The following is a 22,498-nucleotide window of genomic DNA, read 5'->3' on the forward strand; positions in this document are numbered from 1 at the left end:
GAGATTTCCTCAATTCTGACCTTTTCGGTATGAGAACAGTAGCACAGACACAAGGGACAAGTCCAGAAGCGCGACAACGGGCGGTATCGGGGACGACATGCAACGGCCCAGATCGCGAGCTTGGGTTATAGCGTGGGTTAAACAATTAACCCGATATTTCCCTCTCGCCCGATGTACGGTTTTCCCGCTTGGACCATCATGCTGAGCGTGCCGCTGACCTGTTTGCGAAAGGGTTGTGCGGCGCTATCGGATAATCGCTTGAGGAAGGGAATACGATTATGGCAAAGATGGAATTCACGCGTCGAGATCTTCTCAAATTCGGGGGCATCACCGCTTTCGGAGCTCTGGGGGCATCCGCATTCGCAGGCTGCGCGCCCGCTGCCACCTCGCAGGGGGCAACGGCTGAGGCGGCGGGTTCTGCAGAAGCGTACCCTGCGTTTCTGCAGCAGCCCGAACCCATTACCGAGTTCGCCGAAACCAAGGAGTTCGACGTCGTGGTCGTCGGTGCGGGCGAATCGGGCCTGTCGGCCGTGCACAGCGCGCTTGAGGCGGGAGCAACCGTTGCCTGCGTGCAGAACATCAACACGGTGCAAACGGCGGGCAATATGGCTGCGGCGCTCGATCTCGAGAAGACCGACGAGGCGGGCGTGAAAGCGTGCCTTTCGTTCATCAACTACAAATCGGATTGGCGCTCGAACCGCGAGGTTGTCGAGGTGTGGGCGCGCAATTCTCAAGAGGCGCTCGCCTGGTGGGAAGAGGAGGCTTTGCAGGGCGGCATCGAGTCGAAGCCCTACGATTACAGCATCGTCTACAACGGTTACGAGTTCTTCCTGCACGCGAACACGTACTTCCACATCGAGGGCGCGCATCAGGCTGCTGCCGTCGTCATCGGCGATGCGCTTGCGGCGCGCGGCGCGGAGTTCTTCTTCGACACCCCGTGCGTGCAGCTCTACAAGGAAGGCGACCGGGTGACGGGCGTTATCGGGCAGACCAAGAGCAACGAGCACATCCTCGTCAAGGCGAACAAAGGCGTCATCCTGGCTACCGGCGATTACGTGGGTAACCGCGATATGCTCGATTTCTACGCACCCGATACCAAGGGCCTTCACCAGGCCATTTTGTTCCGCGATGGCAGCGGACTGCGCGCAGGCATGTGGGCGGGTGCGCAGATGACGGCTCCAAGCCACACCAAGATGGTGCACGGCGAAGCGGCTCCGGTGCGCTTCGAAATGCCGTTTCTGTTCCTCGACCGCCATGGCGAGCGCTTCATGGACGAGGGCTGCTGCCGTATGGGATACCTCAACGAGTTCAGCAAGAAATACCTCGCCGAAACCGGCTTCGAGGATTCCACCGCGTCGAAGTTCTTCAGCATCGTTCCTACGAACTGGGAAGACTACTATGAGGCGTGGGATGCGCTCGAGCCATACGAGATATCGACCAACAACGCGTATCGCAAGGTCGATCCCGAGAAGTGGATCAAGGGCGATACGTTTGAGGAACTTGCACAGGCCATGATCGATTACGCCAACGAGCAGCCGTGGAGCCACGAGCTTACCGTGGAGTCGATCGTCGCCTCAATCGAGCGCTATAACGAAATCGTTGCGGCGGGAGCCGACGAGGATTTCGGCAAACGCCCCGAATTCCTCACGCCTATCGAAGCGCCGTGCTACGCCGTTCCGCGCGGTGCGAACAACATCGACGCTATGCTCGACGGCCTCGAAGTTGACGGCAACTACCAGTGCCTCGATGCGGACAAGAAACCCATCGAGGGCCTGTTCGCCGTAGGCAATGCCTCCGGGCGTTTCTTCGGCGGCGGCAACTACCCGATGGACATCGAGGGCCTCTCCGTCGGCCGCGCCATCACGACGGGCTATGCGACCGGCAGGTACGTGGCGGGCCTCTAGCCTTCGCAGGTACGTGGCGAGCCTCTAGCACCGATCGCTCCGCCCACCACGCCGTCGGCACCACCCCCCGGTGCCGACGGTTTTTTTCAGGTGCGGCGACGCGAAGCGTTTTGCCGCATGTGCCCTTTCCCCGCACTTTTCCGCTCCGCGTACATATGCCCTATAATGGCGTGCGGAAGGAGGCTGCCCATGAAACGGATCGATCATCTCGAGCAGATGATTCCCTACCTGTTCGCGCTCGGATGCGCCCGTGCTTGGCTGACGCTTCTGTTTGCCGAACCGGCGATCGCCACGATGCCGACGCCGTTTAATCCGCACGTCTTCTTCGATTACTCCTACGCGCTTGCGGGCATCGCCGTTGCGCTTGCGGCTCGCCGCATTGCCCCCTTGCAGGAAAACCGATGGGCGAAGCCGCTCGCGCTCGTTTTGTGCGTTGCCGCATCGGCCTGTATGCTTACCGCATCGCGCGCACCCGAGCTTGCGGCTCCGCTTTCGTTTTGCGGTGCGGTGGCGGGCGGCGCGGGTTTCTTGCTGATCGTGCTGCTGAATGCCGAAGCGCTCGTACCTTTGAGCCTCTTGCGCATCCTTTTGTATTGGGCGGCGGCGCAGTTCACTGCCGTTCCGCTTGCATACTTCTGCCAAGGACTCGACGAACCGCGGCTCGAACTGGTGCTGTTCGTGCTGCCGGTTATCGCGGTATGGTGCGTATCGTTTGCCTACAAAACCGCACCTGCTGCCGGCCGCCCGAACCGTACGTGGCCGCGCTATACGTTTCCCTGGAAACTCGTCGCGCTGTATGCCATCTACATGTTCGCGTACGGGTTGCGCGAGCAGCATCTTGCAGCTATCGGTGGCGCGGGGATGCACTCGTCGCTTTCGACAGCGATCGTGACGGGCGGGATCATGGCCGTCTGCCTGTTCGCGGGGCGGTTGCCGCTGAGCGTGCTGTACCGCTCGCCGCTTCTGCTCATGGTGTGCGGGTTTCTGCTCATTCCCATGGAGGGCCTGTTCGGAAGCGTTGCCTCGGGCTACCTCATATCCATGGGCATGACGCTGACGGGGCTGTTGCTGGGGTTGTTGTTATTCGATCTTTCAAAGCGCATGGGTATCGCCATCGTCGCTCTTATGGGCATCGAGAAAGCGGCCTACCTGTTTCGGATATGGGGAAACGATACCGCATCGCTGCTCGAAGCGTCGCCGCTTCCCGTACAGACGCAAGACGTTGTGCTGATGGTTGCGGTGATCATGCTCGTGCTTATCGGCACGTTCATCCTGCTTTCGGAAAAGGAGCTTGCATCGAGATGGGGTATCCGGTTGCTTGAGACGGGAGATTTGGCCGAGGAAAGCCGCCGCACAGAGCTCATCGCATCGCGTTGCGACGAGATAACCCGCACGAGCCGCCTTTCGCCGCGGGAAGACGAGATACTCAGGCTTCTTGCGCGGGGAACGTCGAACCAGGCGATCGAGCGCGAGCTCGTGATTGCAAGCGGTACGCTCAAAGCGCACATTCAGCATATTTACGCGAAAACCGGTGTGCACAGCAAAAAGGAGCTCGCCGCCCTGTTCGAAGATGCTCGGGAGGATGAGAGGCAGTAGCCTGCGGGTGGGGCCGGAGAAAGCCCGCAGTGAGCTCCGAAGTAAGCTCCGAGTGAGTCCAGGGAAGGCCCGGAATAAGCCCGAATTGCGGCTTTGAGTGATCCGAAGTAAGCCCTGGATCGCGGTTCCAAGCAAGGCTGGAGTAAGGCTTGGGCGCGCCAGGACCAAGGTAAGGTCAAAGCGTGAGCCGCAGGTGCGCGGCTCACGCGGATTGCGGGTGCACGCGGGACTTACGCCTCTGTCTCCGCGAGCGCGTGTTCGCCGGCGGCGCGTCCGAATGCGAGCGTGGAAAGGATGCCCGTGCCGGTTCCGGGGTAGTACGAACCCATGAACCCGCCTGCAACCTGGCCGGCGGCGTAGAGGTGGGGGATGGCTTCGCCTGCAGTGTCGAGCACTTGGGCGTTCGTGTTGATCTTGAGGCCCCCGAGTGCACCGAGGTTGTAGTCGTAGGTGCGTGTCGCGTAGTACGGCGGTGCATCGATGGCCTCGAGGCCGCATACGCGAGTGGGAAATTGGCTGTCGCGTTTTTCCGCCGTCGCCATATCGGCGTTCCAGGTGTCGAGTGCCGCTTGGAGGTTTGCAGCGGGGACGTCGATTTGGGCGGCAAGTTCTTCAATGGTGTCGGCTACGAGCACTGAGCCGTCGGCGATCTCCTTAGAGAAATCGTCGCTCATGGGGCTTACACCGCCTACGACGGCACCGGTCAGCGCTGCTGCCTTCGAGTCGAAGATGCCCCATGCGGTATGGTCTTCCTGAGCGAACACTGCACGGAGGACCCATGCATAGTGGTCGGATTCGCTCACGAAGCGGCGGCCGTATTTGTTCACGATGATGCCGGGAACCTCGGGAACGCCGGGAAGGGTGGGCGTGCCGCCGATGTTGCCGGGTAGGCCGATAAAGCCGCCCATGCCCTCAAGTGCCGCGCCGACCGCCATGCCCATGCGGAGGCCGTCTCCGGTGTTGGTTGCGACGGTGAGGGACCGGCCGTCTTCAAGCGCCTGTACCATGTGATAGTTGAAAGCTTTGGCGAACTCTTCGCTGCGGTCGTAGCTGCAGGTTGCAAGGATGACGGCTTTTTTGCCGCGGTAGCGTTTGTTATCGTCGGCAACGACGCCGGTGACAACGCCGTCGGCGTTTTGCACGAGCTCTTTTCCGGCAGTCTTGTAGATGAACTCGACGCCCGCATCTTCTGCCGCCTTCAAGAGTGCGGCAACATGCGCCTGGCCGTACATGAGGTCGTTCTCGTCGGTTCCAGCGAGGTGAATGCGGGGCTTGATCACGTCGGGATCGACGTTGGGGACCGTGCCGTTTCCATACACCACTTCGTACGTGATACCGAGATCTTTCATGAACTCGATGCAGGACGGGGCCTGCTCGCAGGCGAAACGGACGAGCTCTTCGTCAAGCTGGCCTTCTCCGCATTGCAGGTAGTATTCGGCATGTTTTTCGGGGGTGTCGTCGCTTACGTTTGCGAACTGCTTCTGCTCTTCGGTGCCAGCTGCCTGGATGACGCCCGAAGAATTGGCGGTGTTGCCGCCCGCCATGGCAGCCGCTTCGAGCACGGTCACCTGCGCACCGCCGCGTGCGGCAACGACGGCGGCAGCAAGTCCCGCTCCGCCCGCGCCTACGATAAGGATGTCCGCTTCGTGATCCCAGGTACCCGAATCTGCCGCAGGTTCGGTGGCGCTCGGCGAACAGCCTGCGAGTCCGAATGCCGCTAAGCCCGCCGCCGCGATACCAGCTCCTGCAAGAAAGTTCCTTCTTGAAACGTTCGTCTCCATGATTCCCTCCAATTGAATCGTTGGTCCGCATTCCGCAGAATGCATTGCGGCAACCATAGGACAAAGGGGCGTTTCGGCCATCACATAGGTGATGTGAAAAGCGATGTGAAACTTGCAAATCCGCAGGTCATACGCATACTCAAACTCATACGCCTATGCGGCGGACTCTTCGATGCTCGCGAGCGTCGCCTGAAGCGCACATTCGAACCGTGCCCGTTCGTCCACCGAAATCCCGATAGCGTCCACTTCTTTGAAGCCTCCGATGGCCGTTGCAACTTCGAGGGGAGCGGCGAAGACGAGCCAGATGCGCTCGCATCCCATCATGCCGAGATCCACGAGACGCTTTTTCTCGTCATGCGGCGGGGTGTGGTCGAGCGAGGCGATGGCTTCAAGCGGGATGTCGGCCGAAAAGCGCAGGCCCGAGCGGATTTCCAACACCTTCTCGCCGATGATGATCGGGCGGAGCACCGAGGCGCGGCAATCGGCGATAAGCCAGAGCACGGCGTACAGCGAGAGTGCGGTGAGAAGCCACGCAGCCGTCGCGTTGAAGTGCGAAACGAGCAGGTGCACGACTACGATCTCCACGGGAACCACGAGCATCATCCCGGCCATGAACGCGCTGTAGCCGCTGTTTTTGTGGTACGAGAACGATTCGCCCGGAGCTTTGCGCGCCGCGCGCCCCCACGCGAGAAGCGCGTAATAGAGCATGACAAGCTCGTTCGCAGCAAGCGTTGCGGCGCGGGTGCTGCGGGTCATCTGCTCAAGCGGTGCGAAAAACCAATCCCGCACATCGTCCGACGCTGAGCGCGCGGTACGAAACAGCACTGCAAAACGCACGATCTCATGTATAGCGATCGCGATTTCGACGGCGAGCGCACATGCGCCGAGCCCGATAATCACCGTCCTATCGAAACCTCGGGCGAAAAACGCGGCGAGTGCGCCGCCTGCCCACATCACGGGCAACACGAGCAGCGGCGAGAGGTTGTTTCTTCGTACGACCGCCAGATAGAACAGGGTAGGGAGCACAAGCATGCAGTCGATGGGCAGCGCGTATCCCGCAAGCACGCGGTGCACCGCGTGCGAGGGGGTGGCGCATACGGCGGCTATCCCTATCAGGTAGAGCGAGCCGAGGCCGAGCAGGAACAATCCCGTCAGACGATTCTTTTTCGCCGTCACTGCGTTCATCGCGCCTCCTTCGCTGCGGAAGCGGCATTCGAACCGCCCCCCTTCGTCAGGGCAGCGTCCGCGCTACTCGCTCTCGCGAGGGTGGCAACATTCGATCCGCCTGCTCTCACTTGGGAGGCGACGTCCGAACCGCCCCCCTTCGTCAGGGCGACGCCCGAGCCGACCTCTTCTCCGTCGATCCCGCGCATGCTTTTTGCAAACAGGGCGCCTGCGGTAATCGCAAGCCATGCGACCACGAGCACCCAGGAAGCCGTTTGAAGCCCAATCCCCGCAACGAGCACCGAGGTGGCGAAGAGCGCAACGGGGGCTGCTACGAGCAGAAGCGAGTTCTGCGTGCCGAGCGCGCTTCCTCGGCGGTTTTCGGGAATGCGGTCGAACATGAAGTAGCCGAGCAAAGCCGAAGCAGGGCCTGCGGTTAAGCCGAGTGCGAACGCGCCGAGGAGCATGACGGAAAAGCTCGGTAGCGAACCCATGACGATGATGCTTACTGCCATACCGCACAGCGAGAGAGTGTACCACGCGCGACGGCTCACCATGCTCATGAGCGCAGCGTATGCGAGCGATCCGATGAGCAGGCCCGCCGACATGGATGAGAGCGTGTACCCCAGAAGCTCGGGGCGGTGCGCTTCGGTGAAGAACACGGGAAGCACGAGACCTTGGTAGCTTCCCATGACCATGACGATGCCGAAGGTGAGAAGGGTGGCGGTGCGCAGGATCGAATCGCCCTTGAACAGCACGCGCGCTCCGTCGAGTGCCGATGACCATGCGGCTTTGGCAAGCGAGCCGGCACTGCTGATGCTCGCAGTATGCCCCTTCGCAGTATTTCCCCTCTCTGGGTGTGCGTTTCCGCTCTCGCCCGCGGCGATTTTGACCTCGTTTGCGTTCCTGTTGGATTCAGCATCCGCGGCGGCATTTCCGCGTACCGCCCCGACCGAGCGGGGAAGCGTTGCGGTCGCCACAGACGCGGCGAGCGAAAGCCCTGCGGTGACCCACAAGCACGGCACGGCGCCGACGACGCCCATGAGCAAAGCGGCAAGTGCCGGACCCACGATGGTAACGATGGAATCGAGCGATTGGGTTATCCCGAGAAACCGCTGGAGGCTTGCGCCGTCGCGTTCGACGACGGTCGGAAGCATGGAATCGCGCGCGGTCATGCCAGGGATGTCGCCTACGGCACCGAGCACGCCGAAGAGCACGAACCATCCGAATCCGAGCCCTACCGTCATATCGACGATCGGAAGCGCCGCCACGCAGAGCGCCGATACGATGTCGGAGAAGACCGACACGTTTCGCCGGTTGAGCCGGTCGAGCAGCGCTCCGCCGAGTACGCCTGCAAGCACCTGAGGCACGGCGCACAGAAGGGCAAGCGTTCCTGCGGCAAGCGGATCGCCGGTGGTGGCGAGTAGGATGAGGGGCAAGGCGATGCCCGCTACCGAATTACCGAGCAGCGAAAGCGAGCTTGCAACGAGAAACCGTATGGTGGTGGACTTTCCTGGCATGATGCTTCCTTCCTGTTAGAAAGAAGTAAAAACCCAGACGTTGCGTCGGGGTCAAGGCTTCGGGGAAACTTGTGCAGAGATGGTGAACGCCGCGGCTTTTGCGAAGCAACCCAGAACTAAAGCCTCAGGTAAATCGTGCGGGATGGTAGACGCCGCGTCTTTCGCGAAGCCATCTGGGACCAAAAAAACGGGGAATGGTGCGAGGCGATCGGAATCGTCGCCTGCAACCGTCCTCAGTTCGCCGGCTGGCCCGTCACCTGCTCTTGGATGGCCGCGATGATTCGGTCGCACACCTCTTTCTGAGCGGGGTTGAGCAGCTGCTCCTGGTATTGATCGAAGAGCGCTTCGGTTCGCAGTTCGGCTTCGGTCGGCTCTTCGTCCCAGTTAGACGAATTGAAGCAATCCAAAAGCGGCTCGAGCACCGTAAAGACCTTCCCGATGACGGCAGCCTTCGCATCTTCGTTCGCATCGGGCGCAAGCTCCATAATCCAGTCGTTGATCTTGACGTAATCGTCCATCAACCCGCGCTCCACAAGCGCTTTGTATACCGCTTCGGTTTCGTCGAGGTCGGTTTCGGTGAGCATGGCTCCCGCAAGCAGCATGGCGTCCCGCTCGCTTTTCAGAGCTTCTTCGGGAAGTCCGTGCTCTTTGAGCATCCCGGCGATAGCAGCGAGCCTTACCGGGATATCGGCATCGAGCTTCTCGTTTCTGATGAGCGCAAGCGTCTGTCGTTTCTGTTCGAGGGCGTCGATTTGCGCAACCAGATCGCGATCGAGCTCGTCCAACAAATCGGCTGCTTTCGATCGATCATCGGAATCGAGCGTGTCGAGCATGCCGCCGATGTCGTCGAGCGAGAATCCGAGCGAGGCGAGGTGCTTGATGCGCAAGAGGCGAAGAAGGTCGTCGATCGAGTATTCGCAGTAGCCGTTCTCGCCGCGCGGTGGCTCGCGCAGAAGCCCGATCGTGCGGTAATGGCGCAGCGTGCGAACCGTGACGCCCGCGATACTAGCAAGCTCTCCGCTGCGCATGCGCTTCCTTCCGGTCTTTTGTAGCATTCGGCTCGATCCTACGTGATCGCTAGCGGGGCTCGCGCACCATCGCGCGCTCGTACACGCTGAACGCGGGATCGCGGAAGCGGTGAACGGTTCGGAAGCCGAAGTGCCCGTATAGGCTTTCAAGGTGATCGCTGTAGCATTCGAGATAGCAGTTGATTCCGTGCGCGTCCGCGTACTCGAGAAACGGCGTCATGAGTCTGCGAAACGCGCCCGACCCGCGCATATCGCGATTGACGCCGAGCGAGAAGAAGTGGATGAAGGCTTCGCCCTCAGTTTCGTCGACCATCCATTTGAAGTTCGAAATGCCTTCCATCTCGTCGGCCCGCTGGAAAAGCGCCGCCTTCTCGGCTTCAGTCAACACGGCGTTCGCCATCATCTCGATCGCCTCGTCTTCGAGGTCGTTCCATATGCGGCCTTCAAGATCGCTCGACAAGTACGCCCCGGCTCCCGCTGCGAAATTGGGGAGCATGTAGCAGCACTCGTGCGGTGCTCCTACCGTAAAGTCGTACTTCATGATGGCGCGCGATATCTCGAGCTTGCGCTCGTCGGTCGTGCCGATCGCATCGAGCGATTCGAGCCAGACCTCGGTCCAGGGCTCTTCCAAAAAGCTCACACCCATCATCGAGGCGAGCTTGTCGATGGTTTTGGTTTGTTCAGGTTGTACGGTAACGAGGCCCGATAGTTGCATGGCGGATGCCCTTCTTTAGCCGATTTCGCGTTCGGCCATCGATTCTGCCACAGCTTAGCGCACACGTCGAGCGCGCGGGACCATAATGTGGAAAGCCTGTAGGGACGAAGCAAACAACGCCGCAACGGATCTGTCGGCTCAAGGTGCTTTCGGCGAGAATAAGCATCAGTCTGCAATACGTTCGCGTCCGTGCGAAAGGATCGCCATGAAGACCATCTACGAGATCGAATCCACCCCGCTCGAGGACGGCTACCGCATGCCCGGCGAATTCGAGCCGCAGGAGCGCATCTGGATGCTCTGGCCCCATCGGCCCGACACCTGGCGCAACGGAGCGAAGCCGGCGCAGCAGGCGTTTGCCGACGTGGCGAGGGCGATAGCGCGGTTTGAGCCCGTGACGGTATGCGCGAAGCCCGAAGACTACGAGGCTGCCCGGCATCTGCTCGCCGGAGATGATGGCATCCTTGTGATCGAGATGGAGTCCGACGATGCGTGGATGCGCGATTGCGGCCCCACGTTCGTCGTCAATGACGAAGGCGATGTGCGCGCGGTGCACTGGCACTTCAACGCATGGGGCGGGCTCTTCGACGGCATGTACTTCCCATGGGATAAGGATGCGCTCGTGGGCGTTAAGGTTGCCGACCTTGCGGGTGCGGTGCGCTACCGGCCCGAGTCGTTCGTGCTCGAGGGCGGTTCGATCCACGTCGATGGCGAAGGAACGGTGCTCACGACCGAGATGTGCCTGCTTTCCGAAGGTCGCAACCCCGAGCTTTCGCGCGAGGAAATCGAGGGGTATCTGTGCGAATATCTGGGCGCCGAGAAGGTTGTCTGGATCAAGGACGGCATCGACCCGTTCGAGACGAACGGGCACATCGATGACGTTGCGTGCTTCGTAGCGCCGGGCGAAGTTGCCTGCATCTGGACCGAGGACGAATCCGACCCGTTTTACGAAGCGAGCCAAGCGGCGTATCGAGAACTATCGACTGCAACCGATGCGCGCGGACGGTCGCTTACGGTGCACAAGCTGTGTCTGCCGAAGAAGCCTGTCTACCTGACGCAGGAGCAGATCGACACGCTCGATACCGTCGAGGGCACGCAGCCGCGCTCGGCCGACGAACCCTGCATCGCATCGTACTTGAACTTCCTCATCGTGAACGGCGGCGTGATCGTGCCGCAGTACCGCGATGAGAACGATGCGCTTGCGCTTGAGCAGGTGCAGGCGATGTTTCCCGATCGGGAAGTGGTCGGCGTCGATACGGTCGAAGTCGTCTACGGCGGCGGGAACATCCACTGCATCACGCAGCAGCAACCGGCGCGCAGGTGATGCGTCGCTCAGCAACCGGCGCGCGGATGTTTTCCGCTGCAGTGCTTTTCGACGCCAAACGTCGTTTTTTGTGCCTTTGCGCGCCGCCGTCGCGCTCGGCGGCCCTCACTCGAGATTCTCGACCCGCGCCCGAACGCCTCCGCGCAGGTTAGGCAGCCCCTGCACGCGGTCGAGGTTCCACGGCTCGTCGCAAAACAGCATGCCGTCGTTGTGGAGGCAGGCGGCGCTCAGGCCCTGATCGAGCCCCTGCGGCGCTTCGGGCTTCCACCATCCGTGCGGCACGCGCAGGGTGCCTTCCGGCTGTCGGACGTCTGCGCGGGCCACCAGCTGCACCGAGCCGTGCGAGGTGGACACCCGAACCCAGGCGCCGTCGCGCAACCCGAACCGCTCGACGTCGGCGGGGTTCAGGTACGCTTCGGGCTCGGGTTCGCGTTTTCGTAGCGCGGGTATCTGGTGGAGGTTCGTGTTGTAGGAGCACTTGTCGCGCGCGCCCGCGAACACGACCAGCGGATATGTTGCGCAATCGGCACCGGGCTCGGACGGATCTTCGTAGGAGGGCAACGGATCGCAGCCGAGCGCTTCGAGCACCGAGCTCTTCAGCTCCACTTTGCCCGAAGGCGTGAGGAACGATCCCATGGCCACCGGACGCGTAGGGATGGCGGGCTGCTCGCACGTCTGCGCCCAGGTGCGCCCGAGCGGAGCGAGCAGGTAGTCGTAGAGCTCGTGGCAGTCGTTCCAGGGGAACACCTCGCCCAATCCCAAGCGGTCGGCAAGCCCCTTCACCACGTAATACCAGTCTTTGCACGCGCCCGGCGGGTCGCAGAACGCCTGGTTGAACGTTGCGGCGGGGGCCACGTCGAAGTTCGGCCCCACCACGTCGCGCTCCATCCACGCGTCGCCCGGGAGCACGTAATCGGCAAGCTGCGCGGTCGGCGTCATCCAGTGGTCGAACACCACCACGAGCTCCTGGGCAAGCAGCGCCGCGATGATGCCCTGCTGGTTCGCGTAGCTCATGGCCGTGTTGTTGCCCACGGCGAAGAACGCCTTGACGGGGTAGGGTGCCCCCGTCCGCATGGCCTCGAACACGCGCGCTGGGTGCGCCGTACAGCTGCACCCCATGATATCGGGAATGTGGTCGAGCCCGGCCGCGCGGCTGGCCGTGTCGTAGAGCTCCATGCCCTTGAAGCTGAGCAGGGGGTATTCGTCCGACCCGAGCTGCTTTTCCTTCTGCTCGGTGCTCAGCGCGACGAAGTCGGAGAGCTGCGTGTTGGTAACCTGCCCCTCGCTCGGACCGAACACCAGCTCGGAGGCGTTCAAGAAGCCGCAGAGCGCCCTCAATATGCACTGGCAGAGCAGAACCGACGTCGAGTTCTTCTGCATGTCGCCCACCACGCCCCAAGGGATGATGGCCGCCTCGGCGCGTGCGTAGAGGCGCGCCGTCCTGCGGATGGTTTCGGCGTCGATGCCGCAGATGCTGGCTACAGTTTCGGGCGGGTACTCGCGAACGCGGGCGGCAAGCTCGGCGAACCCGACGGTCGAGCTTTCCACGAACGCGCGGTCGTACAGGTCTTCCTCGATGATCACGTTGATCCACGAGAGCAAGAGCGCGGCGTCGGTGCCGTAGCGGATGCGCAGGTGCTCGTGGGCGAGGCGCGCCGTATCGGTGTCGCGCGGGTCGACCTCGATGAGCACAGCGCCCCGCTCGAGCGCGGCTTTGAGGCTGAGGAATTCGGCGGGCCAGAGCTCCGGGCCGCGGTTCTGGCCGAAGTACACGATCACATCGGCCTTGTCCCAATCCGGTGCGGTGAACCATCCGTACGTCGCGCGGTGCACCTGGGCGGTGTTGCCCATGCACAGAAGCACCGGCGCCATGTAGTTGGGCGATCCGAGGTGGTTCATGAAGCGCCGCGTTATGCCGCCGAATCCCGTGTTGAGCGGCATTTCCGACACGGCGAACGCTTCGGGGCCCCAGGCGTCGATCACGGCCGAAAGCCGCTCGGCGATCTCGTCGAGCGCCCAGTCCCAGCCGACAGGTTCCCACTTCGGCGCCGTTCGCGAACCGACGTTCTTCAGCGGCTGCGTGATGCGGTCGGGATGGTCGCGGTATTCCCGCCACATGCGCGCCTTCGAGCAGATGGCGGGTGCGGCGGGATCGAGGGGCGAAACGGTGATCTCCCCGTCGTTTCGAACTGCCACCGAGCAGCCTCCGTCGCAGAACACGCAGGTGCTGTACCTCGTTTCACCGCAGTTGATCGCTGCCATGGATCCCTCCTTGCTCGCCCGCCCCCGTGTTTTCGGTACAGGATGGTCTCATAGTACGCTGTGTTGAACCGAAAGGGAAGCCCTCGCATGGTCTCGAAAGCCCGCCCAGCGATTGTGCGGCGGCGCGGTCCGCGCATTCGCAATATGGGCGATTCGATCACTTTGATTTCGATCCAGCGCCTCTTGAGCGCCATGCGGCATTCGAGCAAGGCCGACCCCGTTTTTTTGCGCGACATGAACCGCGCTTTCGGCTTATCATGAGAAACTTCGAAAATACTTCTTGACCCTCCTCTTAGGGGAGGGGGTTGAATGCAAAGCGAAAGGAGGTGCGACTATGTTCTACATCGGGAATTTCTCGAAAATGGCGAAGACCACGGTGAAGACCCTGCACTACTACGACAAGATCGGGCTTCTGCAACCGGAGGCGGTCGATCCGTCGACGGGGTATCGGCTCTACACCACACGCCAGCTCGTCGAGCTGCACCGTATCCAGTCGATGCGTCAAATCGGCCTGTCGATCGATGAAATCGTCGAGGTATTCGCTGGAGCCGACGTCCGCGAGGCGCTCAAGCGCAGACACGACGAGATAACCCGAGAGCTGCGCGATCGCGAAGAGCAGCTCGCACGCATTGCATTCATGCTCGACAACGAAGACAAGGAGTTTTCTATGGATTACCAGGTAACGATCAAAGACATCCCGAGCTCAATCGTGTACACGAAAGAGCTGACGGTACCCGATTATACGGCATACTTCGAGGTCATCCCCGCCATCGGCCGCGCGGTTGCTGAGGCGAACCCCGATCTGAAATGCGCCGAACCTGAATACTGCTTCATCACGTATCTTGATGGGGAGTACAAAGATAAGGACATCAACATCCAATATAGCGAGGCAGTGACCTCATTCGGCAACGAGGTCGACGGCATCTATTTCCGCAAGACGAATCCAGTCACTGTCGCTTCGGTCATGCATAAGGGATCGTACGCCGACGTGCCCAAAGCGTACGCGTTCATCATGGATTGGGTGGAGCAGAACGGGTATCGCGTGACGGAGAATCCGCGCGAGAGCTATATCGACGGTATCTGGAACCAAGCCGACGAAGCCGACTGGCTCACCGAGATACAGGTTCCCATCGCAAAAGCGTAAACGATTCGAAGCGCCGGGCGGCGGTGCGTCGTCGCCTAGCGCTGACGCGTGCCCGGCATTTATCCCTACGTTTTCGGGTATGATATACGATGATTGAAAACGCATGCCAAAGGGGGAGCTGTGCCAGATTTCGTTCGGATACTTATCGTCATCGCGTTGTTCGCGGTAATCATCGTGCTCGTGCTCAAAGGTAAACTTGGGGGCAGCAAGGGAAGCGAATCCCAGGCGAAGGATGGCGTGGTCGACGAGAAGCGCGCCAAGAAATACGGGCCCGTGGAAAAGGCATATCTGATCTCGTGCGATGCAAAGAATACGGTAACGTACGAAGTTCACTACCAGTCGGGAAAGAGCGCCACGGAAGTAGTAACTGCATACACGGCTCGCCATGAAACCCTTAAGGAGAAAGAGCCTGCACGCTCGAATTTGGCGGCGAAGAAGAGCGACATCATCGAGATCACCTATGAAGACGGTCGTGTGATCGACTGTAAGTGCTCCTGGATAAACTTCGAGGCCGCCGAGCTTCGCCAGCAGATGCTCACGAAGAAGCCAGCCGCCGAATAGCCGGCCGAACGATGCTCGGGCGCATCTGAGGGGGAACGTGGGCAAGGCATGCCGCCGAGGCGGCCGCCGGATAGAGCGAAGCGGCGATGTGTGCGTAGGGTTAACGTCGGGCTCCCTCGCCCGTTGAGCGGCAGGGCAGTTTATTGATATGCGTTTCTGCGCTAAAACGGCCTTCAAATGGTTGCGAAGGCCCGCTTTGCGAAATTCAGACAGGCTCGCAGTGTGATTTGGCTCACTGTGTCGCGAAGAATCACCTGATCGCGGTTTTCCCTGTCTAACATAAATCCATCAACGGGAAACCTTGTTGGTGTCTGTACAGCGCAAAGCGACGGTTCGCCGCCATTTGAAGGCTGTTTTTCGACGTAAATCCAAAAAGCAGCCGAGGGCGCAGTTCGCTCTTTCGCGGTAAAACCTGGAACAATTATGCAGATGCATCGACCGCACATATATCCGCGGGCGGTCGATGCATCTGGGTAAAACAGTCCGTCTTAGACTGCGCGGCCGTTCGCGTCGCTCTATCCCCGCGCGCTCCGCCTCACCTGGAAATACACCATGACGAGGCAGAAGGCAATGTAGACGAGCCAGAACAGCGGGAACGCGATGATCGGGTTCGTCAGGAGCGGGTAGGGCGCCGTGGTCCCGGTGAACAGCACGTTGTACACGAATGAGAGCGGCATGAATGCGATGAGCCACACGTTGATGATCCAGAAGGTACGCTGCGCGCTGGTCTTCGAGCGCGGATCCGAATTGATCATGCCGACTCCGAACACCATGCAGCCGAGCGCCATGAACACGAGCCCGACGACGAGCGCCATGGGCTGCTGCTGCTCATACCAGAGTGCGGCAGCGATGACGACTCCCACGAAATTGAGCACCGTGCCTACGATGGCGAAGATGCGCGCGTCAGGGCGCTTCGCGTCTTCGGTGCAAGGGCTCTCGATTCCCTTGAGCAGGTAGTCGGTTGTTACGTCGAAGTAGGTGCTCATGATGATGATCTTGTCGATGTCGGGGATGCTCTGCTCGCTTTCCCACTTTGATACCGCTTGGCGCGATACCCCGATCTTGTCGGCGAGTTCTTCCTGCGACACGCCTTTTACTTTCCTTAGGTGTTGTATGCGATCGGCTATGTTCATGACGACCCTTTCTCCCGGCGGTTTTATCATAGCCCAATGATCGGCATCGCGCGGTTGCGATGCCACCATCCGTGCTTGGCAATCCGTCAACCTGCGGTGGCGGGGGTACCGCAGCGCGCTTCCAAGGGTCGTGCTAGGGCGGCAGCACGAAAAAAAGCGCCCCGATCATACGGGGCGCTTCGGGCGGGGCCTGTGAAAGAAGCTACGCCTTGTACGCGTTAGCGGCACTCAAAACTGGAACGGGGTAGTCCTGACCCATGAGGTCCATGGCGGCAAGCCACGAGGAAACCACGTTGTGGCTCATGTTGAGGCCGCCGTAGTACTGCGCATACATACCGTTGAAGAACCCACCGTGGTCCAGACCGACGCACTTGAGTCCTTCGATGCGATCCCCTTCGGGTGTCAGCGGGGTGTACGTGTAGTCGACGCGGACGCCGCTCATGGTCGAGAGCAGCCACCCCGCAAGTTTGCAGGCGTAGAACGGGCCTTCGTCAATCGCGGTGAGCCTGAACGATGCCTTGTGGAAGTCTTCATCGACGCCCTTCGCGGCAAGTTCGTTATACCGCTCGATAGTGGCGAGAGTTTGTTCTTTGGGCAGGCCCATCATGTCGACGAGCTCTTCGATGGTGTCCGCCTTGAGGAGCACGCCATTGTCGACGTTGGGATCGATGAATACGCTCTGCCATTCCTCGGCATTCGTGCAAGGATAGTACTGGCCGAGCAAGAGGCAGTTTTTCGCTCCCTCTTCGGCGACGACGCGCGAGCAGATGGTCGTTCCGAACGACACGACGTCCTCCCAGCTGCTTGCATCGAATATTTGCCACCAGTAATGGCCGGGCTGCATGCACGCCTGGTTGAACGCGATGTCGTAGGGGCCGTCTTCGTTGCAATAGCGCTTGCCGAGTGCGTTCACGCGCAAAAACGGTTGCGAGCCGGGCCACCAGAGTTTCGGATTCGCCCCGCCTTGGCCGGAAAGTCCGATGTCGCCGTTCTCGTCGTCGCCGGTGATGCAGCCTCGGTCGAAAATGTTACAGGTGCCTTCGCACGCGTAATCGCGGTCGGCTCCCGCCCAGACAGCCATGCGGATGCCATCGCCATGGGAGTTCTCGGCACCGATGTGACAGGAGCAGAACTTGTGGGATAAGACGCCCATTTCATCCATCATGTCTTTGTTACCGCCGAAGCCGCCCGTGGCGAGCATGACGGCTTTGCTCGTATTGTACTGAATATACGCATCGTCCTTATTCTGGGCGATCACGCCAGTGACCCTACCGCTTTCGTCCTGCACGAGTTCGACTGCGGTTGTGTTGTACTCGATTTCGCCGCCCGCTTCGGTGTAGAGTTCGAGCATCGCGGGAATCGCTATCTCCGAACCCATAGAATTCGCCGTTTCCTTGAGCGGCGGCTGATAGGCGGTGTGAACCGATGCGGGGGAGTACCAGATGCCCTCGGGATCAAACTTCTTGCAGACGGTGTCGACCATGACGTCGAGACCCTTCTTTTGCATCTGCTCTTGGTACCAGTCGATGAAGGCGCCCGCGTTGTACGCCCACTGCCTGATGAGGTTCTCGTCCACTTTGCCCTGCCCGTAGCGGACGAGGTCTTTGATCACCCATTCCTTGTCGATCTCGATGCCGAGATCCTTCTGGATCTGGCTGTCGAGCGCGTCGATGTCGCCTGCGTAGATGGTGCATGCGCCGGTTTGCTCGAGGATGAGCACCTTGGCTCCGAGCTGTGCCAGCTCGAGCGCCCCGACGACGCCTGAGTTGCCTCCGCCGACTACGACGACATCGTATTCTTTCGTCTCGGAAACCTGATCGGCGACCGAGGCGGGTTTGTCGAACACCGACGCCGTAGGTGTGCTGTCCGACGTTGCACCGTCTTTCGCTTTGGAATCTTCTGCTTGCGCTGCGTTGTTCGGTCCGCATCCGGCAAGCGCTCCCATGGCGGCGAGTGCTCCGGTGGCCGCAGCTCCGGTCAGAAACCCGCGGCGCGAAAGATCGAACGAATTCTTTGCTGCATCCCTCATTGCTTTCTCCTTTACATATTTCCCTCACGAAGTGATGGCTCCCGTAGTCGCCGCCTATGCGAAGCATGGCTCGATCCCGGGTTCCGATAGCGTGATTGTAGAATCCGTGCGAGGGGCGGTTCAATCGACACCTTCGCTCACTTGTCGGAAACCGTGCATTGCAAGAGACAATCAGGCGGTTCTGTCAGAAAACGCTCTGCTGCGCATCCGCTTCGACACAACGACGGAATTGTAAGGATTTCTCCGTATCGCTACCTTGCGTTTTGCTCGTAAATTCGCTACGTTACGAAGACAGGAAGGGGACCCCATGCAGAAACAAATCGAGACGAGGCTGCATTTCGTGCAAGCACTTTCGGACCTCATGCTTTCATGCCCTCTGGAAAAGGTGAAAGTGTCGCACCTGTGCGATCGGATGGGCGTATCGCGTGCGACGTTTTACGAGTATTTCCAGGATATCTTCAATGTGCCCACGTGGTTTTGGGATTATCTTATGAGCCAATCGCTCTACCGCATGGGCATCGACCAGAACTGCTACGACGCGCACTTCAAGAAGTTCGGGCTTTTGCTCGAGAACAAGGAATTCTTCGTGAACGCCTACAAGTGCATCGATTACAACTCCGTGTGCGAGCACGGAGGTAGAACGGTCAAGGAGCATATGCTCGAAAACGCGCGAGTCAACGCGGGTCGGTCGTTCGGCGAGCAAGAGCTGCTTGAAATCGATTTCTTCGTGCTGGGGGCGCAGTACATGACGCGGGATTGGGTGCGCGGCGGCATGATGCAACCGGCTCGCACGATGACGAAACTGTTCATCGGCTTCATGCCGCAGTTCCTCATCGAAGCACTCGAGCCGGCAAAGCGTCTCTGAACTCGGCTCTTCGTCTGTCCGAGGATGCGGGTGGGCCCGCTTACCTCATGAGCATGCGAAGGAGCTTGATCTTGTCGCCGAACGGGGGAACGCGCACGGGCAGTTCGAGCCAAGTGCCCTTCTTGAGCGTCGATTTGTAATGCGTGAAGCAGTCGAAGCCCACCTTGCCGTGGTAGGCTCCCATGCCCGAATTGCCGACGCCGCCAAATCCCATGTGGTTGTTCGCGAGGTGGATCACCACGTCGTTGATGGTTGCGCCGCCGAAGGGCAATTCACGGATCACGCGCTCTTGCACGTCCTTATCGTCAGAGAAGATATAGGTGGCAAGCGGTTTTTCGAACGTGCGAACGATGGCGAACGCTTCGTCGAGCGTCTGGTAGGTGATGACGGGCAGCACGGGTCCGAAGATCTCCTCGCCCATGACCGGATCGTCGAGCGTGACGCCGCGCAGGCACGTGGGTTCGATCTTGAGGGCAAGTGCCTCGCCCTGGCCGCCGAAGGCGACACTCGCATCGGGGTTGCGGTTTTCGATAAGTCCCATCACGCGGTCGAAATGATGGCGGTTAATCATGCGCGGCCATTCGTCGCACGCGAGGATATCCTTGCCGTAGTACTGGTGAAAGCACGCGTCGAGCTGCGACACCAGGTCGTCGACTACGCTTTCGTGCACGAGGAAGTAATCGGGCGCGACGCAGGTCTGGCCCGTGTTGATGCCCTTGCCCCAGGCGATACGCTGGGCGGCGCGCTTGATGTTCGCCGTTGCGTCGACGATGCACGGGCTCTTGCCGCCGAGTTCGAGCACGACGGGGGTGAGGTGCTTGGCGGCTGCCTCCATGACGGTGTGACCCACGTTCGGGCTGCCGGTGAAGAATATCTGGTCCCAGCGCGTCTCGAGCAGCCAATCGTTCATATCTCCCGATCCGGGGAACCCGCACACGAACTCAGGCGGGAATACGGAGGCGAGCATGTCGATCAGAAGCTCGCTCGTGGCTTTGGACGTGCGCGAGGGTTTGAGCGCAACGCAGTTGCCCGCTGCGATGGCGTCCACCATCGGCACGAGAGCGAGCTGCACGGGGTAGTTCCACGGCGAAAGCACGAGCACCACGCCCATCGGGCTCGGGTATACCTTCGACGACGAGCGAAAATGCACGATGGGGGTAGCGACGCGGCGAGGCTTCGACCAGCGGTTGAGGTGCTTGAGGCACGTGGTGATCTCGTCGTACACCAATCCGAGTTCGGTTGCGTAGCCTTCGAAGTGCGCTTTGCCGAGATCGGCCTTGAGCGCATCGAGCACGCGCTGCTCGTTCGCCTTGAGATAGGCCTTCAGTTGCGTGAGCGCTCGGCGGCGGTACTCGATGTCGCGCGTCGCGCCTGTTGCGTAAAACGCGCGCATCCGCTCGGCCTGCGCCTGCACGTCCACCAGATTGTCGAACTGCACCTGTCCCATCGATCCTCCTGCAATCGTATCGCAGCCGCCTGATCCGAGCGGCCCTTTGCTGCGGCGCCTGCCGTCCGGGTCGCCGCCTTCGATCCTGATATCGGCGGCGCCGTCTGCGCCCAAGCGCGTTCTGCTAGTATGCGGCGTTCAAAATACCTGTCGCCACATCGATCGTGATTTCGCTGTTGTTGTAAAGCGCGGCTCCGTCGTAGCGCGCCTGCTTGGCGATCGCCTCGAACTGCTCGGGCTCGACGCCGAGGTCGCGCAGCGTGATCGGCACGCCGTACTCGGCATGGAACCGCTCGTTCATCTCGTGGAGCTTACGGGCGAACACCAAATCGCGGTTGGCGGGGTCTGCCGAGGCGTAGCTCTCTTCGTCGAGGTCGCGTAGAAGCTCGCCGTAGAGGCCTGCATGAAAGCCCTGCGAGATGTTGTAATCGACGCAGTGAGGCAGAAGCAGCATCATCGCCTGTCCGTGAGGAATGTGCGCAAGGCCGCCGAGCGAATGGCCGATGGCGTGCACGATGCCCACCATGGCGTTCGAGAACGCCGCACCTGCCATAAGACTTCCGAGCGCAAGCGACGTGCGCGCGTCGGCGTTTTTGCCGTCGGCGCATGCGGAAAACAGGTTGTCGGCGATGAGAGTGATGGCAGCGCGGGCGAACGAATCGCTCACGGGATTCTTCTGGATGGAGGTGTACGCCTCGATGGCGTGCGTGAGCGCATCCATTCCCGTCGTCGCCGTAAGCTTGGGCGGCAGAGACTGGGTGAGCACGGGGTCGAGCACGGCTACATGGGGCACGAGCTTATACGAGGTGAACGAGAGCTTCACGTGCTTCTCAGTATCGGCTACCACCGCGACGAGCGTAACTTCGCTGCCCGTTCCTGCCGTGGTGGGTACGGCGATGAGGGGCGGCAGGGTGCTTTGCAGGATCTCCGACCCCTGAAGCGTCGAGAAATCGACTCCCTCTGCGGAAAGCGATGCGGCGGCTCCTTTGGTGGTGTCGATCACCGAGCCTCCCCCGAGCGCGATGAAGCCGTCGCAGCCCTTTTCCCTATAGAGCGCAGCGACTTCGTTCACCACGTTCATAGACGAATCGGGCGGAACGGTGTCGAACACCTCATAGGAAACGTTCGCGGCCTGAAGCTCGTTGAAGAGGTTGTCGGCAACGTGCAGCTGTACGAGGCCCTGATCGGTCATGACGAGGGGCTTGGTGATTCCTTGATCGCGGAGTTCGTCGGCGATTTTTGCAAGCGAACCTTCGCCGCATACGATTTTTGTGGGACAGGAAAACTCGAAGCCTTTCACGGTATCCTCCTAGCGGGTGCTTGCGACAGGTTGGTTGCGGTAGGCGCGCCGCCAGAAGAAAAACGAACGGAGCAGCGCCGTGAACATATAGGTGAGCGAAACGCCGGTATTGTTGGGTCCGCGTGTCGTGAAAGCGCGCTCGGCAAGGGCGTCCTGAAGCGATTTCGCGCCCGAGAAGCATTGGAAAGCGTAGTCGAGCGAGCGGAACGCAATCACGTAATCGACCGTGACTGCATCGGCATCGGCGCTTGCAAGCCCACTGCCGGGTTCGACGTCGACGGCGATTTCGTCGAGCGGCACGCGGCGAAAGGTCCCCCGTTCGGTTTTGGTGCAGACGGAGGTGAGCCCCGCGCCCTTCACTTCGAGCATGAAGGTGTAGCCGACGTCGAGGTAGTCGATTTCGTCTTGTACCTTATGCGAGAGATAGCGCATGTTGGTCGAGAGAAACGGAAGCATTCGAAGGAGGATGCGGACGTACAGCATCTTCGCCTTTTCGCGGAGCGTCGGTTGCGTATGCGTGGACATGATCACCCAAATCCCCTTATCGGCGGTTTACGGTTTCGACGGTCGTACGGGACCGTCTGCGAAGGAGCGCTGCTTCGCGCATCCTGGCAACGAACAAATAATAGCGGGTCGAAGGCGCGCGTGCGCCCTCGTTCATCGGAAAATCACCGAGAGCCAGTTGAGTGGCTATGCCGGGTTCGAGCATGTTTTTGCCGGCAGGCCAC

At 60.6% G+C, this 22,498-nt stretch carries 18 protein-coding genes; 7 read left to right on the top strand and 11 right to left on the bottom strand.

The features are described from left to right. Nucleotides 1–278 precede the first annotated feature (278 nt). Both FJE54_RS07480 and FJE54_RS07485 read left to right on the top strand, forming a co-directional pair. Nucleotides 279–1,904 carry an FAD-binding protein gene (locus FJE54_RS07480; protein ID WP_139652060.1) on the top strand — a complete coding sequence of 542 codons (1,626 nt, stop codon included), beginning with the start codon at nt 279–281 and terminating at the stop codon, nt 1,902–1,904. A 189-nt stretch (nt 1,905–2,093) separates the two neighbouring features. Then, the gene (locus tag FJE54_RS07485; RefSeq protein WP_180326627.1) at nt 2,094–3,500 is read left to right on the top strand and encodes a helix-turn-helix transcriptional regulator; all 1,407 of its coding nucleotides are present in this window, start codon (nt 2,094–2,096) and stop codon (nt 3,498–3,500) included. Between the two features lie 230 nt (nt 3,501–3,730). On the opposite strand, the gene FJE54_RS07490 is transcribed toward FJE54_RS07485, so the two are convergent. From FJE54_RS07490 to FJE54_RS07510, 5 genes are all read right to left on the bottom strand, one after another. Further along, nucleotides 3,731–5,281, bottom strand: a complete 1,551-nt coding sequence (locus FJE54_RS07490) for an FAD-dependent oxidoreductase (RefSeq protein ID WP_180326628.1) — start codon at nt 5,279–5,281, stop codon at nt 3,731–3,733. A gap of 153 nt (nt 5,282–5,434) precedes the next feature. Then, a complete protein-coding gene (locus tag FJE54_RS07495; protein ID WP_139652063.1) occupies nt 5,435–6,466 on the bottom strand; it encodes a hypothetical protein in 1,032 nt (343 codons plus the stop codon). Then, a complete protein-coding gene (locus FJE54_RS07500; RefSeq protein WP_139652064.1) occupies nt 6,463–7,965 on the bottom strand; it encodes an MFS transporter in 1,503 nt (500 codons plus the stop codon). The genes FJE54_RS07495 and FJE54_RS07500 overlap by 4 nt, the downstream gene beginning before the upstream one ends. 233 nt (nt 7,966–8,198) lie before the next feature. Then, a complete protein-coding gene (locus FJE54_RS07505; RefSeq protein WP_180326629.1) occupies nt 8,199–8,993 on the bottom strand; it encodes a MerR family transcriptional regulator in 795 nt (264 codons plus the stop codon). Nucleotides 8,994–9,042: 49 nt separating this feature from the next. Next, entirely contained in the window at nt 9,043–9,708 is a 666-nt protein-coding gene (locus FJE54_RS07510; protein ID WP_139652066.1) for a GNAT family N-acetyltransferase, read from the bottom strand. 205 nt (nt 9,709–9,913) lie between these two features. On the opposite strand from FJE54_RS07510, the gene aguA reads away from it, so the two are divergent. Continuing rightward, complete coding sequence (gene aguA / locus FJE54_RS07515) at nt 9,914–11,029, top strand: agmatine deiminase (protein ID WP_139652067.1); 1,116 nt, start codon at nt 9,914–9,916, stop codon at nt 11,027–11,029. A gap of 105 nt (nt 11,030–11,134) precedes the next feature. Here the strand turns inward: aguA and FJE54_RS07520 are convergent, their stop codons facing one another. Next, the gene (locus tag FJE54_RS07520; RefSeq protein WP_139652068.1) at nt 11,135–13,291 is read right to left on the bottom strand and encodes a molybdopterin-containing oxidoreductase family protein; all 2,157 of its coding nucleotides are present in this window, start codon (nt 13,289–13,291) and stop codon (nt 11,135–11,137) included. 87 nt (nt 13,292–13,378) lie between these two features. Here FJE54_RS07520 and FJE54_RS16015 point away from each other — a divergent pair, with 87 nt between their 5' ends. From FJE54_RS16015 to FJE54_RS07530, 3 genes are all read left to right on the top strand, one after another. Beyond that, the gene (locus tag FJE54_RS16015; protein ID WP_180326630.1) at nt 13,379–13,552 is read left to right on the top strand and encodes a hypothetical protein; all 174 of its coding nucleotides are present in this window, start codon (nt 13,379–13,381) and stop codon (nt 13,550–13,552) included. A gap of 73 nt (nt 13,553–13,625) precedes the next feature. Further along, on the top strand, nt 13,626–14,435 hold the full coding sequence (locus FJE54_RS07525) for a MerR family transcriptional regulator (protein ID WP_139652069.1): 810 nt from the start codon (nt 13,626–13,628) through the stop codon (nt 14,433–14,435). A 120-nt stretch (nt 14,436–14,555) separates the two neighbouring features. Further along, the gene (locus FJE54_RS07530) at nt 14,556–14,996 is read left to right on the top strand and encodes a hypothetical protein (protein WP_139652070.1); all 441 of its coding nucleotides are present in this window, start codon (nt 14,556–14,558) and stop codon (nt 14,994–14,996) included. Between the two features lie 515 nt (nt 14,997–15,511). Here the strand turns inward: FJE54_RS07530 and FJE54_RS07535 are convergent. Further along, a complete protein-coding gene (locus tag FJE54_RS07535; RefSeq protein ID WP_369406387.1) occupies nt 15,512–16,198 on the bottom strand; it encodes a helix-turn-helix domain-containing protein in 687 nt (228 codons plus the stop codon). 133 nt (nt 16,199–16,331) lie between these two features. Beyond that, nucleotides 16,332–18,158 carry an FAD-dependent oxidoreductase gene (locus FJE54_RS07540; protein ID WP_139652072.1) on the bottom strand — a complete coding sequence of 609 codons (1,827 nt, stop codon included), beginning with the start codon at nt 18,156–18,158 and terminating at the stop codon, nt 16,332–16,334. Nucleotides 18,159–18,465: 307 nt separating this feature from the next. On the opposite strand from FJE54_RS07540, the gene FJE54_RS07545 reads away from it, so the two are divergent. Then, nucleotides 18,466–19,023: a TetR/AcrR family transcriptional regulator C-terminal domain-containing protein gene (locus FJE54_RS07545; protein WP_139652073.1), complete on the top strand. Its 558-nt coding sequence runs from the start codon at nt 18,466–18,468 to the stop codon at nt 19,021–19,023. A gap of 40 nt (nt 19,024–19,063) precedes the next feature. Here FJE54_RS07545 and FJE54_RS07550 read toward each other — a convergent pair whose 3' ends face one another. From FJE54_RS07550 to FJE54_RS07560, 3 genes are read right to left on the bottom strand one after another with little or no spacing between them, the layout of a single operon-like run. Beyond that, a complete protein-coding gene (locus tag FJE54_RS07550; RefSeq protein ID WP_255467269.1) occupies nt 19,064–20,584 on the bottom strand; it encodes an aldehyde dehydrogenase in 1,521 nt (506 codons plus the stop codon). Nucleotides 20,585–20,594: 10 nt separating this feature from the next. Then, complete coding sequence (locus FJE54_RS07555) at nt 20,595–21,770, bottom strand: iron-containing alcohol dehydrogenase (RefSeq protein ID WP_139652074.1); 1,176 nt, start codon at nt 21,768–21,770, stop codon at nt 20,595–20,597. 9 nt (nt 21,771–21,779) lie between these two features. Next, entirely contained in the window at nt 21,780–22,295 is a 516-nt protein-coding gene (locus FJE54_RS07560; RefSeq protein ID WP_139652262.1) for a D-alanyl-D-alanine carboxypeptidase, read from the bottom strand. Nucleotides 22,296–22,498: the final 203 nt, after the last annotated feature.

The sequence above is a fragment of the Raoultibacter phocaeensis genome, assembly GCF_901411515.1.
GTDB classification, from domain to species: Bacteria; Actinomycetota; Coriobacteriia; order Coriobacteriales; family Eggerthellaceae; genus Raoultibacter; species Raoultibacter phocaeensis.

Excerpts from the sequence above, each read along its gene's own strand:
- FJE54_RS07480 (WP_139652060.1), top strand. The coding sequence starts at position 279 with ATGGCAAAGATGGAATTCACGCGTCGAGATCTTCTCAAATTCGGGGGC.
- FJE54_RS07485 (WP_180326627.1), top strand. The coding sequence starts at position 2,094 with ATGAAACGGATCGATCATCTCGAGCAGATGATTCCCTACCTGTTCGCG.
- FJE54_RS07490 (WP_180326628.1), bottom strand. The coding sequence starts at position 5,281 with ATGGAGACGAACGTTTCAAGAAGGAACTTTCTTGCAGGAGCTGGTATC.
- FJE54_RS07495 (WP_139652063.1), bottom strand. The coding sequence starts at position 6,466 with ATGAACGCAGTGACGGCGAAAAAGAATCGTCTGACGGGATTGTTCCTG.
- FJE54_RS07500 (WP_139652064.1), bottom strand. The coding sequence starts at position 7,965 with ATGCCAGGAAAGTCCACCACCATACGGTTTCTCGTTGCAAGCTCGCTT.
- FJE54_RS07505 (WP_180326629.1), bottom strand. The coding sequence starts at position 8,993 with ATGCGCAGCGGAGAGCTTGCTAGTATCGCGGGCGTCACGGTTCGCACG.
- FJE54_RS07510 (WP_139652066.1), bottom strand. The coding sequence starts at position 9,708 with ATGCAACTATCGGGCCTCGTTACCGTACAACCTGAACAAACCAAAACC.
- aguA (WP_139652067.1), top strand. The coding sequence starts at position 9,914 with ATGAAGACCATCTACGAGATCGAATCCACCCCGCTCGAGGACGGCTAC.
- FJE54_RS07520 (WP_139652068.1), bottom strand. The coding sequence starts at position 13,291 with ATGGCAGCGATCAACTGCGGTGAAACGAGGTACAGCACCTGCGTGTTC.
- FJE54_RS16015 (WP_180326630.1), top strand. The coding sequence starts at position 13,379 with ATGGTCTCGAAAGCCCGCCCAGCGATTGTGCGGCGGCGCGGTCCGCGC.
- FJE54_RS07525 (WP_139652069.1), top strand. The coding sequence starts at position 13,626 with ATGTTCTACATCGGGAATTTCTCGAAAATGGCGAAGACCACGGTGAAG.
- FJE54_RS07535 (WP_369406387.1), bottom strand. The coding sequence starts at position 16,198 with ATGGTGGCATCGCAACCGCGCGATGCCGATCATTGGGCTATGATAAAA.
- FJE54_RS07540 (WP_139652072.1), bottom strand. The coding sequence starts at position 18,158 with ATGAGGGATGCAGCAAAGAATTCGTTCGATCTTTCGCGCCGCGGGTTT.
- FJE54_RS07545 (WP_139652073.1), top strand. The coding sequence starts at position 18,466 with ATGCAGAAACAAATCGAGACGAGGCTGCATTTCGTGCAAGCACTTTCG.
- FJE54_RS07560 (WP_139652262.1), bottom strand. The coding sequence starts at position 22,295 with ATGTCCACGCATACGCAACCGACGCTCCGCGAAAAGGCGAAGATGCTG.